Source organism: Pseudomonas sp. GL_091, from assembly GCF_057837725.1.
This window is the reverse complement of record NZ_CM174451.1, coordinates 6,008,565-6,025,729: the sequence shown is the minus strand read 5'-3', so window position 1 is coordinate 6,025,729 and position 17,165 is coordinate 6,008,565. Positions and strand designations below refer to the sequence as shown.

The 17,165-nt window shown below is 58.6% G+C and carries 15 protein-coding genes; 6 read left to right on the top strand and 9 right to left on the bottom strand.

Features of this window, described 5'->3' with window-relative positions; genetic code table 11:
- Window positions 1-9: 9 nt before the first annotated feature.
- The 7 genes from algG to yaaA all read right to left on the bottom strand — a co-directional run bounded on the left by algG (window position 10) and on the right by yaaA (window position 10,294).
- Entirely contained in the window at window positions 10-1,584 is a 1,575-nt protein-coding gene (gene algG / locus AC3ITY_RS27375; RefSeq protein WP_489306104.1) for a mannuronan 5-epimerase AlgG, read from the bottom strand.
- 26 nt (window positions 1,585-1,610) lie between these two features.
- Window positions 1,611-3,101: an alginate export family protein gene (locus AC3ITY_RS27370; RefSeq protein WP_489306103.1), complete on the bottom strand. Its 1,491-nt coding sequence runs from the start codon at window positions 3,099-3,101 to the stop codon at window positions 1,611-1,613.
- Complete coding sequence (gene algK / locus AC3ITY_RS27365; RefSeq protein WP_489306102.1) at window positions 3,098-4,597, bottom strand: alginate biosynthesis TPR repeat lipoprotein AlgK; 1,500 nt, start codon at window positions 4,595-4,597, stop codon at window positions 3,098-3,100. The genes AC3ITY_RS27370 and algK overlap by 4 nt, the downstream gene beginning before the upstream one ends.
- A 15-nt stretch (window positions 4,598-4,612) precedes the next feature.
- On the bottom strand, window positions 4,613-5,782 hold the full coding sequence (locus tag AC3ITY_RS27360) for a PilZ domain-containing protein (RefSeq protein WP_489306101.1): 1,170 nt from the start codon (window positions 5,780-5,782) through the stop codon (window positions 4,613-4,615).
- Between the two features lie 36 nt (window positions 5,783-5,818).
- Window positions 5,819-7,300, bottom strand: a complete 1,482-nt coding sequence (gene alg8 / locus AC3ITY_RS27355; protein WP_489306100.1) for a mannuronan synthase — start codon at window positions 7,298-7,300, stop codon at window positions 5,819-5,821.
- 95 nt (window positions 7,301-7,395) lie between these two features.
- Complete coding sequence (locus AC3ITY_RS27350; RefSeq protein WP_489306099.1) at window positions 7,396-8,712, bottom strand: nucleotide sugar dehydrogenase; 1,317 nt, start codon at window positions 8,710-8,712, stop codon at window positions 7,396-7,398.
- A gap of 802 nt (window positions 8,713-9,514) precedes the next feature.
- Complete coding sequence (gene yaaA, locus AC3ITY_RS27345) at window positions 9,515-10,294, bottom strand: peroxide stress protein YaaA (RefSeq protein ID WP_489306098.1); 780 nt, start codon at window positions 10,292-10,294, stop codon at window positions 9,515-9,517.
- A gap of 339 nt (window positions 10,295-10,633) precedes the next feature.
- Between yaaA and AC3ITY_RS27340 the strand changes: the two genes are divergently transcribed.
- Window positions 10,634-11,758, top strand: a complete 1,125-nt coding sequence (locus tag AC3ITY_RS27340; protein WP_489306097.1) for a polysaccharide deacetylase family protein — start codon at window positions 10,634-10,636, stop codon at window positions 11,756-11,758.
- Between the two features lie 336 nt (window positions 11,759-12,094).
- On the top strand, window positions 12,095-13,489 hold the full coding sequence (locus tag AC3ITY_RS27335; RefSeq protein ID WP_477776982.1) for a PhoH family protein: 1,395 nt from the start codon (window positions 12,095-12,097) through the stop codon (window positions 13,487-13,489).
- A gap of 149 nt (window positions 13,490-13,638) precedes the next feature.
- Here AC3ITY_RS27335 and AC3ITY_RS27330 read toward each other — a convergent pair whose 3' ends face one another.
- Together AC3ITY_RS27330 and AC3ITY_RS27325 are read right to left on the bottom strand one after the other, a co-directional pair.
- Window positions 13,639-14,082 carry an HIT family protein gene (locus tag AC3ITY_RS27330; RefSeq protein ID WP_489306096.1) on the bottom strand — a complete coding sequence of 148 codons (444 nt, stop codon included), beginning with the start codon at window positions 14,080-14,082 and terminating at the stop codon, window positions 13,639-13,641.
- A complete protein-coding gene (locus AC3ITY_RS27325; protein WP_489311063.1) occupies window positions 14,021-14,344 on the bottom strand; it encodes a hypothetical protein in 324 nt (107 codons plus the stop codon). Before AC3ITY_RS27325 ends, AC3ITY_RS27330 begins: the two co-directional genes overlap by 62 nt.
- A gap of 423 nt (window positions 14,345-14,767) precedes the next feature.
- Between AC3ITY_RS27325 and moaC the strand changes: the two genes are divergently transcribed.
- The 4 genes from moaC to AC3ITY_RS27305 all read left to right on the top strand — a co-directional run bounded on the left by moaC (window position 14,768) and on the right by AC3ITY_RS27305 (window position 16,999).
- The gene (gene moaC / locus AC3ITY_RS27320; protein WP_477799925.1) at window positions 14,768-15,241 is read left to right on the top strand and encodes a cyclic pyranopterin monophosphate synthase MoaC; all 474 of its coding nucleotides are present in this window, start codon (window positions 14,768-14,770) and stop codon (window positions 15,239-15,241) included.
- A complete protein-coding gene (moaD, locus tag AC3ITY_RS27315) occupies window positions 15,238-15,480 on the top strand; it encodes a molybdopterin converting factor subunit 1 (RefSeq protein ID WP_075945584.1) in 243 nt (80 codons plus the stop codon). Before moaC ends, moaD begins: the two co-directional genes overlap by 4 nt.
- 3 nt (window positions 15,481-15,483) lie before the next feature.
- Window positions 15,484-15,936: a molybdopterin synthase catalytic subunit MoaE gene (gene moaE / locus AC3ITY_RS27310; protein WP_007989960.1), complete on the top strand. Its 453-nt coding sequence runs from the start codon at window positions 15,484-15,486 to the stop codon at window positions 15,934-15,936.
- A 286-nt stretch (window positions 15,937-16,222) separates the two neighbouring features.
- A complete protein-coding gene (locus AC3ITY_RS27305) occupies window positions 16,223-16,999 on the top strand; it encodes an ABC transporter substrate-binding protein (protein ID WP_489306094.1) in 777 nt (258 codons plus the stop codon).
- Window positions 17,000-17,165: the final 166 nt, after the last annotated feature.

Genomic DNA, 17,165 nt, shown 5'->3' with positions numbered 1-17,165 from the left:
AGATTATCCTCAGTCCCGCATTTCGGTCTGGCGTTCGACGGGGTCGATCAGCACGGCTTTCTGCTGGCGTACCAGCAGGTCGAGAATTTCATCCTGGCGCTCGCCGAGGATGCCGGTGAAGCTGATGCCGCTGGCCTTGGCTGGCGCGAGCATCGACACGCGATACAGCTCGACACTCAGCGGCGAGTCGATGGACAGCGGCCCGCTGCCGTTGGCCGCCAATTCACCGCCGACCACGATCAGCGATACCTGGGCGTCGAACGGGTCGAGCTTGATGTCACGGTCGGTGTTGCTCAGGTCCTTGATGTGCCCGTAGACACCGGTCAGGCCGTTGGCCATGGCGACGTTTTCGTACAGGCGAATGTTCACGCTGTTACGAATGCGGATGCCGTGGCGCTTGTTGCTCAACACGCGGTTGCCCCACAGCAGGTTGTCGGCACTCTCGTAGAGGGTGATGCCGTCGGTGTGGTTCTGGTAGATCTCGTTGTGGGCAATCAGGTTGTTGACGCTGTTACGGTCGATCACCAGCCCCGAGAGGTGGTTGTCGTAGCTGCGGTTGTTGAAGATGAAGCTGTCGTTGACCTCACGGGAAATAATGATCCCGTGCTTCTTCTTCGTACCAAACACCGTGTTGTCGGCAATGATCAGGCCGTGGGAGCGGTCGTGTGGGTCGATGCCGTAGACGATGTTGTCTTTGTAGGTGTTGCCCTTGACCACGAAGTCGCGGGTTTCATAGCAGTAGAAGCCGTACCACATGTCCGAGAATTCGGAGCCGACGATCCAGCCGGTCGGCTCAGGACGCTTGAGCACCTTGGCCATGTTCGGCGTGTATTGGGAAATACTCACGCCGTAGGACTTACTGTTGGCGTAGCCGAAACTGGCGATCTTGCTGTTGGCGATGTAGGTCTCGGTGCCGCCCCAGGACAGCAGGAACGGACGGAATTCCTTGGGCGAGGTGAACGTCGCCGGGCCATTGTCCTTCTCGCGCCAGCCGGTGATTTTGGTGTCGCGCACGAACAACTGGCCGTCGTTGACCAGGAACGCACCGGCCTCCTGGGACAGGCGCAGTTCCTGGGTCTGCTTGTCGATTTCCAGAATGCCGTGACGACCGACCACGATCGGCAACCGGGAGAGGAACACACCCGGCGAGGTTTCGCTGAAGTACTGCTTGGGCAGCTTCTTCGCCAGGTCCTTGAGGTTCATGTAGCCGTCGTCGACGAAGATCGCCTGGGGGATGCCGTGCTGACGCACCACCCACTCGGCCATCTTGTTATCGCCACCGATGAAGTCCTTCAGGGCGTCTTCCTGCATCATCCGGCGCAGGCTGATCTTGCCCGGTTTGCTGCGCACGATTTTTGCGGCGATGGCTTCGGCTGTGTAGCCGGAAACGTCCGGCAGCTTCGGCGTGGCCAGTTCCAGCGGCGCGGTCGGTGCGCTGCTGACGGTGTAGGTCTTGGCCTGTTGCAGTTCCTTGGCCGTGGTTGCCGGCTTCGCCGGCTCCACGTTGGCGAAGGCAGTCATGCTGGCCAGCAGCATCGCGCCGGCCAACAGGCTGATCGAGCCTTTTCGGGCTGGATGATTCATCTGGGAGACTCCCTTCGCAATGTGCATCAGAAGCGCCAGATCACGTCGATGAACGCGCGGTGCATGTACGAATCGACCTGACTGCCATAGGCATCGCCCGGCTTGAACACGCCGCCACGGAAGCGCACCAGGGCCGAAGGCTCATCGATCGACTGGCTCAACGCCGCCGGCAACAGGCCTTGCTTGAAGTACTTGGTGACCACCAGGTCCATCTCCTGACCGAGGTCTTTTTCGCCATCGTTCAGCGGCAGGGACGTGGTGGAAAGAATGGCGCCGGTGGCGTCATCGGTGTTGTTTTCGACCGCGTTGATGCCATTGCTGCCGATCGGCTTGTTGCCGTCGACGCGCCAGAATTTGTGGTAGATCAGGCTGGCGTCGTATTCGTCGTTGAGCATCCACGAGCCGAACAAAGTCGCGGTCTGCATGTTTTGCATTTCGCCACGGAAGGCTTCGCCGAAACGGTGAACCCGCGAGCGCGTACCGGTGTAGTTCGAGCGGTTGCTTTCCAGGCCGTTCTGTTCGTACTCAGCGCTGGCTCGGGCATAGGCGGCACCGACTTGCCATTGCGGGTCGAGGCGCAGACGCACGCCGATATCGGTGGCCCAGCCGTTGAGGTTTTCACCGCGCTTGGCTTCGGCCGGCGACGTACCATCGGCGTTCAGCGGGTTGACCTTGTCGATGTCACCGCTCATGCCGGTGATGCTGCCCCAGTAATTGACCGTGTTGGTATTGCGCCAGTTATAGGCGTCGCTGTCGGCGGTCAGGCCGATCCAGCTGATGTCACCGTTCTGTTTCTTGTCCAGCGAATCGGCCGGCACGCCCGGTTCCGGGTAGTCGAGCTTGCCGTTGTCGTGGGTATGATGACCGCGAATACCGACCCAGTTGCCCGGTGTCCACTGATACGAAGCATCGGCGTAGGCGTGCAGGCGATCCTTGTCTTTCGGGGCGAGTTCCGTGAGGTCGGTGCGGTACTCGCTGAAACGTTCGGCGACCCCGACGTTGGCGCGCAAGAGGGTTGTGTCGAACGTCCAGTTCAGGGCTTCGATGTTGGTGTCGCGCCATTGGCCGTCGGCGTTGTGCAGACGTTGGCGACCGAGCTTCAACTGCTCGCCCGGATACGGCGTGAGTCCGCTGTAGCCGACCCAGAATTCGCGCATGGCCAGGTAGTTTTTCTTGGTCTTGCGATCACCGTTGTCGGTGGGCGTGGTGCCATCACTGGCGGTCCCTTGCAAGGTGTCCGTCTCGATGATGTCGGTGGCCGTCACGGCTTGCCCCATGGCATAGGCGCTCCACGCGCCGCTTTCGCCATAGATCCATGGACGCAAGTCGAGGCCGACGCCGTTGACGTCGCCACCGCTCTGGGTACCGAGGTCACTGTCGTCTTCGGATTGGCCGGTAACCTTCACTTCCAGGCCAAAGTTCTTGGTTTCTTCAGTCATCGCAGCAAGCGTCGGGCAAGACCAGATCAGCGCGAATGTCAGGCCAATGCCGGCCTTCATGAATGGATTCAACTTCATTGGGATTCCTCGCTGACTTCTTCTTGCAGGGTGTGCAATTCCGGCGTGTTCGGGCTCAGGGCACCGCGCACGGCCTGTTCTTGTTTCAACAGGCGTTGGGCTTCGGCCAACCGGTCGGGCGGCAATTGCGTTTGGATTGTTTGCGCAAGCTCGGTGGCTTGCGGAGTGTTCTGGGCCAGGGCCAGTTGGCTGAAGACGTAGGCGTTCAGCGGATCAGGCTTGGTGCCCTTGCCTTGGGAAAACAGTTGGGCAATGGCGAAGTCGGCGCTGTTCTGGCCGTTGCGCGCAGCGGTCAACAGATGGTCGAGGGCCTTCTGCGGATAGACCTTGCCCAAGTAGCCACGGCGATAGATCTGGCCGAGGTAGTAATCGGCAGCGACTTCGCGGCCGACGGCTTTCTGGAAATGCGCCTCGGCTACCTTGGCATCAGCCGGCACCAGTTTGCCTTCGAAGTAGAGCTTGCCCAGCAACAGTTCGGCGCGGGGCTGGTCGGCGGCGCGACCGTTGTCCAGGTACTTCATCATCTGGTCGACGTCGCCCAGTTCGGGGAAGTCGTAGAGCAATTGCGCGAGGGTGACCCACGACGCCGGATAGCCCGGTGCGATCGGTTCGAGCAGCGACTGCGCGGTTTTCTCGTCAGTCTTGCCCAGGGAGGCATCGGCAAGCACACGGGCGACGCTGTCGACGCGCTGCGCCGAAACGCTGCCGCGGGCGTGCGCCGCTTGCATCTGCTTGATCAGCTCGGCCTGTTGCTCTGGCTTGGCCTGTTTCTGATAGACCGTGGCCAGTTCGACGTAGCAGATGTCGCTGGTGTTGAGCGCGGCCTTGCAGATTTTTTCCACATCATCCAGATGCTGGTCGTAGGTGCCCTGGGTGCGATAGAGCAGCACCTGTGCCAAACCCGCTTCCGGTTTGTTCTCGGCACGCCATTGGCTGATCTGCTGCTGCGCATTCACGTTGGGAAAGCTGTGCGGGTATTGCAGGTACAGCATCGCCAACGGGATCAGCGTGTTGCCTTCGCCTGCGGCGGCGGCTTTTTTCAACAGGGTTTCGGCTTCGTGTTGTTCCGCTTCGGTGGAACCGGGCTTGGCCACCAGCAGGCGACCGAGGCGCGCCTGGGCGCGCGGCGAAACGCTGGCTGCGGCGCGGTAAGTCGCCTCGGCCTGTTTCATCTGCGCCGGGTCACGGCTGTCGACCTGGATATCGGCCAGACCGACCTGCGCTTCGCTGTAGCCCAGGTCTGCCAGTTGCCGGTAGTTCTGCGCTGCGGTGGCGGTATCGCCACGTTTGAGCGCTTCGTTGGCCAGGCGCTGGTCGGGCAGGCCGGCGCAACCGGCCAGGCTCACCGCCAATGCAACGGCACACAGCGGACCCATGTAGGAGCGAGCCTGCTCGCGATGCAGGCGACTCGGTGCATCAGACAGACCGCGTCGATCCCATCGCGAGCAAGCTCGCTCCCACAGGGTCGGCGGCGTGTTGAGGGTTGGAGTAGTCACAGGCATGTCCTCGACTTAAAGACCGACAGCCATGGCTTTGTCGATCAGCCAGTTCAGGTTCGGGCCACGGTCGCTGTTCACTTCCACCGGGCGGCCGGCGAGGGAGCTGTCCAGGGTTTCGTCCGGCTGGATCAGCACGCGGATGTCCGAAGACAGATCGGCGCTTTTCAGGCTGGTACTGCTGACGATCTTGCCGGTGCGGCTCTTGTCCTCGCCGGCGATCTGGAAGCGCACCGAAGTACCCGGGCGCACGTCGCCGAACTGGCGATAGGAGAAGCGCGCTTCAACATTGGCTTCGCTGTTGCGCGGCACCAGTTGGAAGATCACGTCGCCCTTGCTGGCGTACTGACCGTTGGCGACCATTTGCTGGGCCACGGTGCAGTCGCAAGGCGAGGTCAGGGTGCCGGTCATCTGCTTGCCGAACAGTTCTTCAACCTTGGCCGGTTGCAGTTGGTCTTCGTCCAGATGGCCCTTGAGCACGTCGAGCATGCTGGTACTGAAGGTTGCCAGCGGTGCGCCCTTGGCGGCCACGCCGTCGGCTTTCACCAGGCTCTGCACGGTGCCGTCGCGGGGCATGGTGATGTTCACGCCCGGCACGCTGACCAGACCGGCCTGGGCGTGGCTGACGAAGTACATGCCGTACACCGATTTGAAGACAAAGCCGAATGCAGCCACGCCGACAACGAAGATCCCCAGGCTGAAGGTCACGGCTTTCATGCGGCCGAACGCGGTCATGCCGTGGCCGCCGTCCTTCAACTTGCGCGCTTTGGTGAAGTTGTCGCGCTGCAGGGTCGCCAGCATTTCACCCACGCTGACGATGTCGCCAGCCAGGTGCGAAGTGATCAGGTGGCGCAGGGTCGAGATGTCCCGTGGTTCCAGGTTCTGGAACTGGCAGCCGGCGCGTCCGGTCTCGCGATCGAAGGAGCGGACCTGCAACTCGACGTCTATGGCCAGGCCGAGGTTGTCGATGAGGAATTGCAGGCGGGCCTTGTACACGTCACCGATCTTCAGCGGCAACTGACCGGCGTTGAACGCCAGGCCACCGGCGGACAGGTCGATCACCCGGGCTTCGACCGGTGTCCGGTCAGGGCCGAAGAAACGCAACTTGGCCGGGATTTTCACTCGGGCGTGTTGGCGCTGGGCTTCGGATTCATGCACTACGTTGGCGTTGACGGCGGTATTCATAGGGGGCGTTTTCCTAGTTAATTCAGGCGAGTTCGGTCAGACCATCAACAGCAGCACGGCGACAAAAATGCTGCCGGCAGAGAAGGTCATGGTCCGAGACGACCAGGTGTTGAACCAACGTTGAAAGCTGGCGAGATCACGGGTCAGAGACGTGGGTTGGCGAGTCCAGGACTGTTGGTCGAGGCGGAAGAACACGTAGATCTTCACCAGCGCGCCGACGATCTGGTTGTAATAGAGAATCGCCGGGTAGGCCGGGCCGATCCGGTGTCCGGAGCACGACAGCAACAAGGTCAGGATGAACCGGGTGATGCCGATCCACAGCAGGTACACCAGGATGAACGCGGTGCCGTACTTGAAGCTGGCGATCAACGCCACGGTCAGGCCCAGCAGCGAGGTCCACATCGATACGCGCTGGTCGAACAGCACCACCGAAGTGAACACGCCGAGGCGTTTGATCCCCAGGCCCAGGGCACGGGAGTTCTGCCGCAGGTTGTTGCCGTACCAGCGGAACATCAGTTTGCGGCTGGCCTTGATGAAGCTCTTTTCCGGCGGGTGTTCAACGGTGTTGATCGCCGCGTCGGGCACGTAGAACGTGTCGTAGCCCAGGCGCATCAGGCTGAACCAGCTCGACTTGTCATCGCCGGTAAGGAACTTGAAGCGACCCAGGCGCCAGTGTTGCAGCGAGTCGCTTTCCACGTCGGCGATGAAGTCCGGGTTGGTGACCACGGTGGCGCGGAACACCGACATGCGGCCGGTCATGGTCAGCACGCGCTTGGACAAGGCCATCGAACACATGTTGATGTGGCGCTGGGCGAAACGCAGCTTGTGCCATTCGCTCATGATGTAGCCGCCGCGCACTTCGCAGAACTCGTTGGTGGTCAGGCCACCGACGTTGCCGAACAGCTGGAACCACGGCACGGTCTTGAGCACCACGCCTTCGGCCAGCACGGTATCGCCATCGATCACCGCGACCACGGCGCGATCATCCGGCAGGTGCCGGGAGATTGCGCGGAAGCCGTAGGCCAGGCCATCGCGCTTGCCGGTGCCGGGAATGCGCACGAAGTCGAGCTTGACCCGGGACGGCGGGTTCATCCGTTTCCACAGGCTTTTCACCAGCAGCTCATCGGACATTTCCACGATGGAGCAAACCACGGTGGTCGGCAGGCCGCAGTCGATGGCTTCGCGGATCACCGAGCTGTAGACCTGCGCGGTGGTCAGGGCGTCGATGCGGAAACTGGTGACCATCAGGAACACGTGGGACGGGTCAGCCGCTTTGCCCAGCTTGCGCACTTTGCGCCGCAGGTGCGGGTAGACGATGTACAGAAAAATCATGCCGCGCACAAAGTGCGTGGCACCCATCGAGTAGCGCCAGATACCCACGGCGCCAATCAGGAAAATGAAGTCCTTCGACTCGGAGTCGAACGTGGACACGGGCAACGCCATGGCGAGGCCCATCAATAAACTCAGGTAGAACAGCCACCCGGCGGCCTGGAGTAGGCCGTGTTTTAGCCTGTGCATAATCGGAATCCTAAAGTCAGTTGCAAGCCCCAAGCTTCAAGCCCCAAGCGAGGAGCTTTGAACTTGCGGCTTGGAGCTTGAAGCTTGCGGCTGCTTTACCAGCAGATACCTTCGGCCCGGCTATTCGTGCTGGTGGCCTTGGACATGAAACCAACCAGGTCGATCACCTGCTTGCCGTGTGGAACGTCATGCACCAGGGCGCGGAATTTCTCGTCACGGTTGCCGAGGATGATCACGTCGGAGTTGTTGATCACCGCGTCGAAGTCGGAGTTGAGCAAGGACGAGACGTGAGGGATCTTCGACTCGATGTAGTCCTTGTTCGCACCGTGAACGCGGGCGTACTCGACGTTGCTGTCGTAGATGCTCAGGTCATAGCCCTTGCCGATCAACATTTCCGCCAGGTCAACCAGCGGGCTTTCGCGCAGGTCGTCGGTGCCGGCCTTGAAGCTCAAGCCCAGCAGGGCGACTTTGCGTTTGTCGTGGCTGGAAACGATGTCGAAAGCGTTCTGCACCTGGGATTCGTTGCTGCGCATCAGCGAGTTGAGCAACGGCGCTTCCACGTCCAGGGAACCGGCGCGGTAGGTCAGGGCACGCACGTCTTTTGGCAGGCACGAGCCGCCGAAGGCGAAGCCTGGGCGCATGTAGTACTGGGACAGGTTGAGGGTCTTGTCCTGGCAGACCACGTCCATCACTTCGCGACCGTCGACGCCGACCGCCTTGGCGATGTTGCCGATTTCGTTGGCGAAGGTGACCTTGGTGGCGTGCCACACGTTGCAGGTGTACTTGATCATCTCGGCGACGGCGATGTCCTTGCGGATGATCGGTGCGTCGAGCTCTTCGTACAGCGATTGCAGAACGTCGCCGGACGCCTTGTCGAATTCGCCGATGACGGTCATTGGTGGCTGGTCGTAGTCGGCGATTGCGGTGCTTTCGCGCAGGAACTCAGGGTTCACGGCCACGCCGAAATCAACGCCGGCCTTCTTGCCGGAGCAGTCTTCGAGAATCGGGATGACCACGTTGGCCACGGTGCCCGGCAGCACGGTGCTGCGCACCACGATGGTGTGGCGGGTGGTCTTGTCACGCAGGACAAAACCGATTTCGCGGCATACTGCCTCGATGTAGTTCAGTTCCAGATCGCCGTTCTTCTTGCTCGGCGTGCCCACGCAGATCATCGACAGGTCGGTGTCGCGAATCGCCTCGGCGAAGTTGGTGGTGCCACGCAGGCGACCGGTCTGGATGCCCTGTGCCAGAAGTTCGCCCAGGCCTGGTTCAACGATCGGCGATTTGCCGGCATTGATCATATCGATCTTGTCTTTGGCCACATCGACGCCAACGACGTCATGGCCCCGTGCAGACAGGCAACCGGCACATACTGCGCCAACGTAACCCAAACCAAAAATGCTGATGCGCATCGCAATTACCTCTGTATTGATCAAGCCATTAGATGGCCGGAGTTAATGGTGTTCAGCGTGTTTTAGTGCACTCGCAAGTGTGCCTTACAGGCGCAACAATGCCGTGTGCTGGCATATAAGTTACGAGTGTCTAAATAAATGCACTCAAGGTGTGCGCAACTAGGCCTTGTTGTTATGATTTGCCCTGTTATGCAGCCGATCCTCCTGTCAGAAGGATGCAGGTGCAACGGCCTTGCACGCTTGATGTCAGGCCGAAAGCCCGTGGATCAAGCGGTTGGGTGCTCGGGGGAGCACGTTTATAGGGGCGCTGTCGTGGCCTTGTAGGGGATAGTCATATTGCGTTATCTCCTGTCAGTCTGGTGTTGTCCAAATCAGCGATCAGGTCAGTGTTACAACTTCGCTACATGATTCACTTATCTGCGTAAGTTATCTCGTACACGCTCGGCGAGAATCGTTACCGGTGGTATGAGCGGCGCGTTTGGACATAGTTCCAGTCCGCTCATCGTCAAATCTGAAATTTCTTGAAATATTGAGAAAGATGGCACTGCTCTCAAATTGATAGCACTTGCCGTTTCGCCCTTTATATATAGGCGGATCATTGGGCGGGATATTTTTTTGCCACTACTGTTAAAAAAAGTCAGTGCCACTACGCAAAAAAATGTTCGAAGTCGAGTGAAACTAAAGTTAGAAAATCAGGTGATGTATTTTTGGCGCCATAAATATGGCGAAAAGGCGGGGAAGGCTGAAGTGAATCAAGGGTCGGCGCACGAGAGTTGTGGAGGTCGTGCGCCGACTGGGTGCATCACTCTGGTGCGTGATCGCGCAGAAACACCAGATTGTCCGGTTTGGATTGTTCGGTGCTGTAGCGATAGCCCTGAACGTCGAACTGCTTGAGGGTGGCCGGGTCGTTGATGCGTTCATCGATGACGAAGCGACTCATCAAGCCGCGGGCCTTTTTCGCGTAGAAGCTGATGATCTTGTACTGGCCGTTCTTCAGGTCCTTGAATTCGGTATTGATGATGCGCGCGTTCAAGGCGTTGCGCTTGACCGCCGAGAAGTACTCGTTGGACGCCAGGTTGAGCAGCACGTCATCGCCTTGATCGACCAGGGCTTCGTTCAGCCATTCGCTGATGCGCGTGCCCCAGAAGGCATACAAATCCTTGCCCCGGGCGTTGACCAGCTTGGTGCCCATTTCCAGGCGATAAGGTTGCATCAGATCCAGCGGGCGCAGCAGTCCGTACAGGCCGGACAACATGCGCAAATGCTGCTGGGCATAGTCGAAATCGGCTTCGCTGAGGGTTTGCGCATTCATGCCGGTGTACACGTCGCCCTTGAAGGCCAGCAGTGCCTGCTTGGCGTTTTCCGGGGTGAACGCGGGCGTCCAGCTGCCGAAACGCGCAGCGTTGAGCCCGCCGATCTTGTCGGAGACGTGCATCAACTCGCTGATTTGCGCGGGCGTCAGCTCGCGCAATTGCAGGATCAACTCCTGGGAGTGGTCGAGGTACTGCGGCTGGGTGAAGCGCTGGGTCGCCGGCGGTGTTTCATAGTCGAGGGTCTTGGCGGGTGAAATCACCATCAGCATGAAGTCGTCTCCTTTAATCGTGGCGGCGATTCTAGGGGGTTGTCGGCGTTGACTCCAGCTATGGCGTCCATAGGTGATGGCCGGTGGAATACGGTTTTTGATGGATCGGGCTTTTGTGGCGAGGGAGCTTGCTCCCGCTCGACCGCGAAGCGGTCGAAATCCTGTGCACCCGTTTACCCTGAAAGAATGCGATTGCTCATTTTGGGTCTGCTTCGCAGCCCAGCGGGACGGTGCGGCGGTCCGACAAGCTCCCTCGCCACAGAAAGCATTCATGCCTCAGGAGGAGTGGGTGCCTTATCAGCTATAGTGCCGCGCGGGTTTTGTTATGGAGACATCCCATTGCGTATCGCTTTTATCATCTCGATCTGGCTACTGAGCTTCGGCGCCATCGCGGCCCCGGGCGATGTGGCGACGCTCGATCGCAGCACCTGGCCGGAAAAGCTCGGTAGCCCGACGTTGTTCGACGTGGCGTCCAGAGCTGAGATCCTCATGTTTTCCAGCGTCCTGTTGGCCAGCGAGGCACTGGATGAGCCCGCCCTGGCCCAGCGTCTGGGCCTGCGCACGATCAATCTGGAGTCGGTCAACCGGGTTCGCCAGCGTATGTGGCAACGGCTGCTGGCCAACTACAACTTCGCCCAACAGAGCTGCGACCAGGATGCCTCCTTCTGTTTCCTGGTCGAAGACATGCCCACCTTGCGCGAGCAGGCTGCCAAGTTCCAGGTCGGCGCAGACAGCTACTACATCAAGTGGGCCGAGCCGAGCCGCGTGTTCCACACCCAGTACCTGGACGAGCAGTTGCGCAAGGCCGCGCTGTTCCCGCAAACCAGCAGCGAAGTCGATCATTTTGGCGACTATGAGCGCAGTGGCGAGGGGATGCATGACCGGCTGTTTCTGCTGACCTTCGACAGCGCCGCCAACGCCGCGCCGGATAACACCGCCTGGGTCACCGAGTACCTGCGCAAGTCGAACCTGAGCGGGACGTTCTTCGTCCTCGGCAAGGACATCCAGGCGCGTTTGGCCGAGCATTCGGTGAGTCACCTGCAAGCGACCTACTCGAGCCAGTGCATTGGCGTACAAGGCTGGGAGTTCCGTTCCCACAGCCACTGGCAGGACTGGCAGGACTCGGTGCGCCGCAGCGCTGAACTGGTCAAAAGCAAGCTGCCGGAGAACTACGTGCCCCTGTTCCGTCCGCCCGATGGCCAGCGCCGTTCCGATGCCGAAGGTTTCTTCAATACTCAGGGTCTGCAGGTAGCGTTGTGGGACATCGATGCCCAGGACGGTGCCGGCAAACTCAAGGGCAACCCAAGTGCGCAACGGGTGCTGACCCTGATGCTGCTGTGGCGGCACGGAGTGATCAATTTCAATGTGAAACAGGATGCAGTGAAAACGGCGTTGCCGTGGCTGGTCACGCAAACGGCGCCTGTCGGGATCGGCTGGGAGGATTGCCAGGATGCGTTTCGCTGAAAATGACAAAACCCCGTAAACATTGGGTTTTTGGCAATTTTGGAAGGGGAATCGTTGCAGGTTGACTTCCGACTGTAAACGGGTGATGGCAGTCCGCCAAGTGCTATTGGTCAATCTGCAAAATAAACTTCAAAAAAGCGTCAAAGTACTTTTTTCTGTCACACGTTTTGGAGTATTACGAAGACAGACCGCCGAAACCTGCAACACAGGTGGCGTCTTCCAAGACCCCGCATGTATGCAGAACACTTGAGTCCCCGCAGGTGTATTCGGTAGTCACTTCGAGGCGCAGCACCGTCAAGGTATTGCGTCGACTGGCTCCCACAAAGGTGACCGAGTATGGATGATCACGGACGTAGCTCTTCTTCCAACCAGCCAATCCTTTATGTACTCGATACCAACGTATTGATTCACGATCCAAACGCGCTGCTTAACTTCGAAGAACACCACGTCGCGATCCCGATGACCGTGCTTGAAGAGCTCGACAAGCTCAAGAGCGGGCATCACAGCGTTGCTGCCGAATGCCGCCAGGCCATCCGCCTGATCGACAAGACCCTGGGCGATGCCTCACCCGAGGACGTCGAGCAGGGTGTGCCGATCCAGCGTGGCAAAAGCGGACCCAAGGGTTTGCTGTCAATTCTGATGAGCAGGCATGCCGAGCCGAACCTGATTCTGCCCGAGCACCTGAACGACAACAAAATCATCAATCAACTGATCGACCTGCACGCGCGCGACCCTAAGAAGCCCGTGGTGCTGGTCACCAAAGACATCAACATGCGCCTCAAGGCGCGCGCCTGCGGGATCGCGGCCGAGGACTACAGCACCGACCAACTGGTCGATGACGTGTCCTTGCTGCCCAACGGCTACCACAACATGACCGGCTCTTTCTGGGACCGCGTGAGCAAGGTCGAAACCCGTCAGGACCACGGCCGCACCTGGCATCAGGTGCAATTGATCGACAACCTGCCAGCAGTGCACATCAACGAATTCATCATTGATGAACAGGGCTTTGTCGGCTGGATCAAGGAGATTGAAGAAGACCGCTTGCTGATCCTCGACCTGCACCAGGAACCGCTGCTGCACCAGGAAGCCTGGGGCCTTAAACCGCGTGATATCTATCAGAGCCTGGCGTTGTACGCCTTGCTCGATCCGGACATCCACCTGGTCAACCTGTCGGGTGCCGCGGGTTCGGGTAAAACCATCCTGGCGCTGGCCGCTGCGATCGAGCAGACCATGGTCAGCAAACGTTATCGCCGCATCATCGCCACCCGTAGCGTGCAGGGCCTGGACCAGGAAATCGGCTTCCTGCCTGGCACCGAAGCGGAAAAAATGGAGCCGTGGCTGGGCGCCATCACCGACAACCTCGAAGCCTTGCACATGGATGACGAAAGCACCCATGGCAGCGTCGACTACATCCTCAGCAAAGTGCCGTTGCAGTTCAAATCCCTCAACTACATCCGGGGCCGCAGCTTCCAGCAGAGCCTGATTTTGATCGACGAATGCCAGAACCTCACACCGCACCAGATGAAAACCATCATCACCCGTGCCGGCGCCGGTTCCAAAGTGGTGTGCCTGGGCAACCTGGCACAGATCGACACCCCTTACCTGTCCGCGACCAGCTCCGGGCTGACCTACCTCACTGAACGCTTCAAGGACTTCCCGAACGGGGTGCACATCACCCTGCAAGGGGTACCACGCTCGATCCTGGCCGAATACGCCGAATCGCATTTGTAACTGTCCACCGGAACCGGGCGGCCGCAAGGTCGCCCGGTTTTTTGTGCTCGACGTAAAGGCCGTGCCTCAGGGCAACAATCAGGCGTAATGATGCAGACCCAATACCGATGTATGTGTTTCTGCAAAGCCACGGGCGAAAACAGCCTTGTTTACAGAGATTGCGAAAAATAGCCCTTGAGGGTTTCCGTAAGAATTGATTGAGCGTTCAACACCTCTTGGGTTGGCTCAGGCTGTGAGCTACTAAACTTTTTTCGCGTCCAGCTGAAAAAGAAGGGGCCATCAATAATGCGTTCATTGTGTTCCGCCAAATATAATTTGGTCACGGAGGCATACCTGGGGAAAATATGAAAATGCAGCTCATGATTGAGCTCGGAAATACGCATTATGTATATTTTCTCAGGAGAAAATAGAGTGTTTAAGGCTCGCTCCGTAAATGCCAATCCTTTCATCAGTTCAGCACTTTCCGCCGAACTTAGTTCTGCGAGTCTTGATATGTCCCGCTTAAGAGAAATAATCATGTAGCCAGGGATGTCACAGTCCCGGCAATGAGAGATTATGATGTGTTTTCCTGAGTAAATTGTCCGCGCTGACATGACTAGCCTCCCATGTGCCAACCATGGTTACGTGTAGGGTCTGCCCCGTTGACCTGCTGCCGGAGGTCAGCAGGAAAGTGAGCGTATTCACCGTTTCTTCAAGAGATCCTGGCTGGTGACTGCCGGAAACTGCGCCGGGAGCAATAGCGTAGACCGGGATGTTGGATTTACTGAATTCGCGTGCCAAAGACCTTGTGTGATCCTCTGTACTTAAATTTGTATAGTCGTTAGGTTTATCGATAAGTTTTTCTTGAATGAGCAACTCGGTCAATCATTCAGTTGTAGGAGATTTCACTGCAGGTCATGGGGGCGGGCTTACGGAAAATTCTTACGTCGAGATTTATTATAAAATAATCAGTAAATTATCATTTGTTGCACAAATTCAAGTTGTTCGGTGATGTCAAAAAAACGCATTTCCAGTAGGGTTTTGTTACATATGTGGGTGAGTCATACCGGGCCCCACAGCCGCCCGGTTTTTTGTGGAAGTATGAAAAACCTGTGGGAGCGGGCTTGCTCGCGAAAGCGGTGGATCAGTCGATATATGTGGTGACTGGAATACCGCTTTCGTCGGAACGCCGCCCGGAGCAAGCCCGCTCCCACATTGGTTTGTGGTGGGCCGACAATCGTGCGTGCGGAAATCTGACCCGCAGGTTTACAATCGACGCTCCTGATCAGGAGTAATCCCGTGCTGACTCATCTCGATTCCCAAGGTCGCGCCAACATGGTCGACGTCACTGAAAAAGCCGTGACGTTCCGTGAGGCGACCGCTCAAGCGCTGGTGCGCATGCTGCCCGAAACCCTGCAGATGATCGTCAGCGGCGGCCACCCCAAGGGGGATGTGTTTGCCGTGGCGCGCATTGCCGGCATCCAGGCGGCGAAGAAAACCAGCGATCTGATTCCCTTGTGCCATCCGCTGATGCTGACCGGCGTCAAGGTCGAGCTCAGTGCCGAAGGCGACGATTCGGTGCGCATCGTGGCGCGCTGCAAGCTGTCCGGGCAGACCGGCGTCGAGATGGAGGCGCTGACCGCTGCCAGCGTCGCCGCGCTGACCATCTACGACATGTGCAAGGCCGTGGACCGCGGCATGACCATCGAAAGCGTACGTCTGCTGGAGAAGATCGGCGGCAAGAGTGGTCATTTCCAGGCTGAGCAGTCATGAACGTTACCGTGAAATTTTTCGCCCGTTATCGCGAGGCATTGGGTCTGGACTCGGTGAAAGTAGAAGGCAACTTCGCCACCGTTGACGACGTGCGCGCGCTGTTGGCCCAGCGCGACGGTGCCGAGGTATTGAGCGAGCAAAACTTGATGTGCGCCCGCAACGAAGACCTGTGCCAGCTCGACGAGCCGGTCAGCGAGGGCGATGAAGTGGCGTTCTTTCCGACTGTGACCGGAGGCTGAACCATGGCGATTCGCGTGCAGTCCACCGCGTTCGACCCGGGTGCCGAAGTCAATGCCATGCACGATGCCAATGTCGGCGTGGGTGCGGTGGTGAGTTTTGTCGGCTACGTGCGCGACTTCAATGACGGCCTCGACGTCGCCGGGATGTTCCTCGAACACTATCCCGGCATGACCGAAAAGGCCCTCGGCAAGATCGCCATCGAAGCCGAGCAGCGCTGGCCGCTGCTCAAGCTGGAAGTGTTGCACCGCATCGGCGCCCTGGAACCGGGTGAGCCGATTGTCTTCGTCGGCGCAGCCAGCGCCCATCGTCAGGCGGCATTCGACGCCTGCGCCTTTGTCATGGACTACCTGAAAACCCGTGCGCCGTTCTGGAAGAAAGAAAACACCAGTGACGGGCCGCGTTGGGTTGAGGGGCGTGACAGTGATCATGCGGCGGCGGATCGCTGGAAGCAGTAATTCCTGCGGCGTCTCTGATTAAGCCATCGCGAGCAGGCTCGCTCCTACAGTAGATCTGTGTTCACAGTTCAAATGTAGGAGCGAGCCTGCTCGCGATGGCGTCATCTGCACCACTAAAAATCTTGATGATTCGCCACCCGACCATCGGCCGGCTCGGGCTGCATTTGCCTCATTGACGACTTATACATAAAAGTCCAGTATGGAATTATAAGTACAAAAAAGTTTCCACCCGTTTCAGCTTTTTCTTCTCTCTTGCCAAACCAACAACAACCGCGAGAAAACGAACATGAAGAAGTTTCCCCTCATCACCGGTCTGGCCCTGAGCCTGTTGGCGTGCAGCTCTGTGTTCGCCGCCGAGAAAACCCTGCGCATCGGCATCGAAGCGGCGTATCCACCGTTCGCCTCGAAAACCGACAAAGGCGAAATCGTCGGTTTCGACTATGACATCGGCAACGCCCTGTGCGCGCAGATGAAGGCCAAGTGTGTGTGGGTCGAAGGCGAGTTCGACGGTCTGATTCCTTCCCTGAAGGTGAAGAAAATCGACATGGCGCTGTCGTCCATGACCATCAATGAAGACCGCAAGAAGTCGGTGGACTTCACCCACAAGTACTATTTCACTTCGTCGCGTCTGGTGATGAAGGATGGCGCGGTGGTGGATGACCAGTACGCCAGCCTCAAGGGCAAGACTGTCGGTGTGCAGCGCGCCACCACCACCGACCGTTACGCCACCGAGGTGTTCGAGCTCAAGGGCATCAACGTCAAGCGCTACAGCAACAACGAAGAAATCTACATGGACCTGGCCGCCGGTCGCCTCGACGCGATTTTTGCCGACACCATTCCACTGAATGACTTCCTGTCGATGCCGCGTGGCAAGGGTTACGCCTTTGCCGGGCCGGAGCTGAAAGATCCGAAATATGTGGGCGAGGGTGCGGGGATTGCGGTGCGCAAGGGCAACACCGAACTGGTCAGCGAGCTGAACACGGCCATTGATGGCATTCGCGTCAGTGGTGAGTACCAGAAGATTTCGGACAAGTATTTCAAGTCCGACATCTACGGCGACTGACCCTCATCATTTCAGCGAGACTATTTGATCAGGTGCGTTTCAGACACAGGGTTGAGTGCGTTGGAATAAGACAGTACATTCGCAATGCTCATAAAGGGGGACTGATGTCCCCCTTTGCTTTGGTATTGGCTAATCACTCAACTTGCCCATCAGTTGATATTTAGGC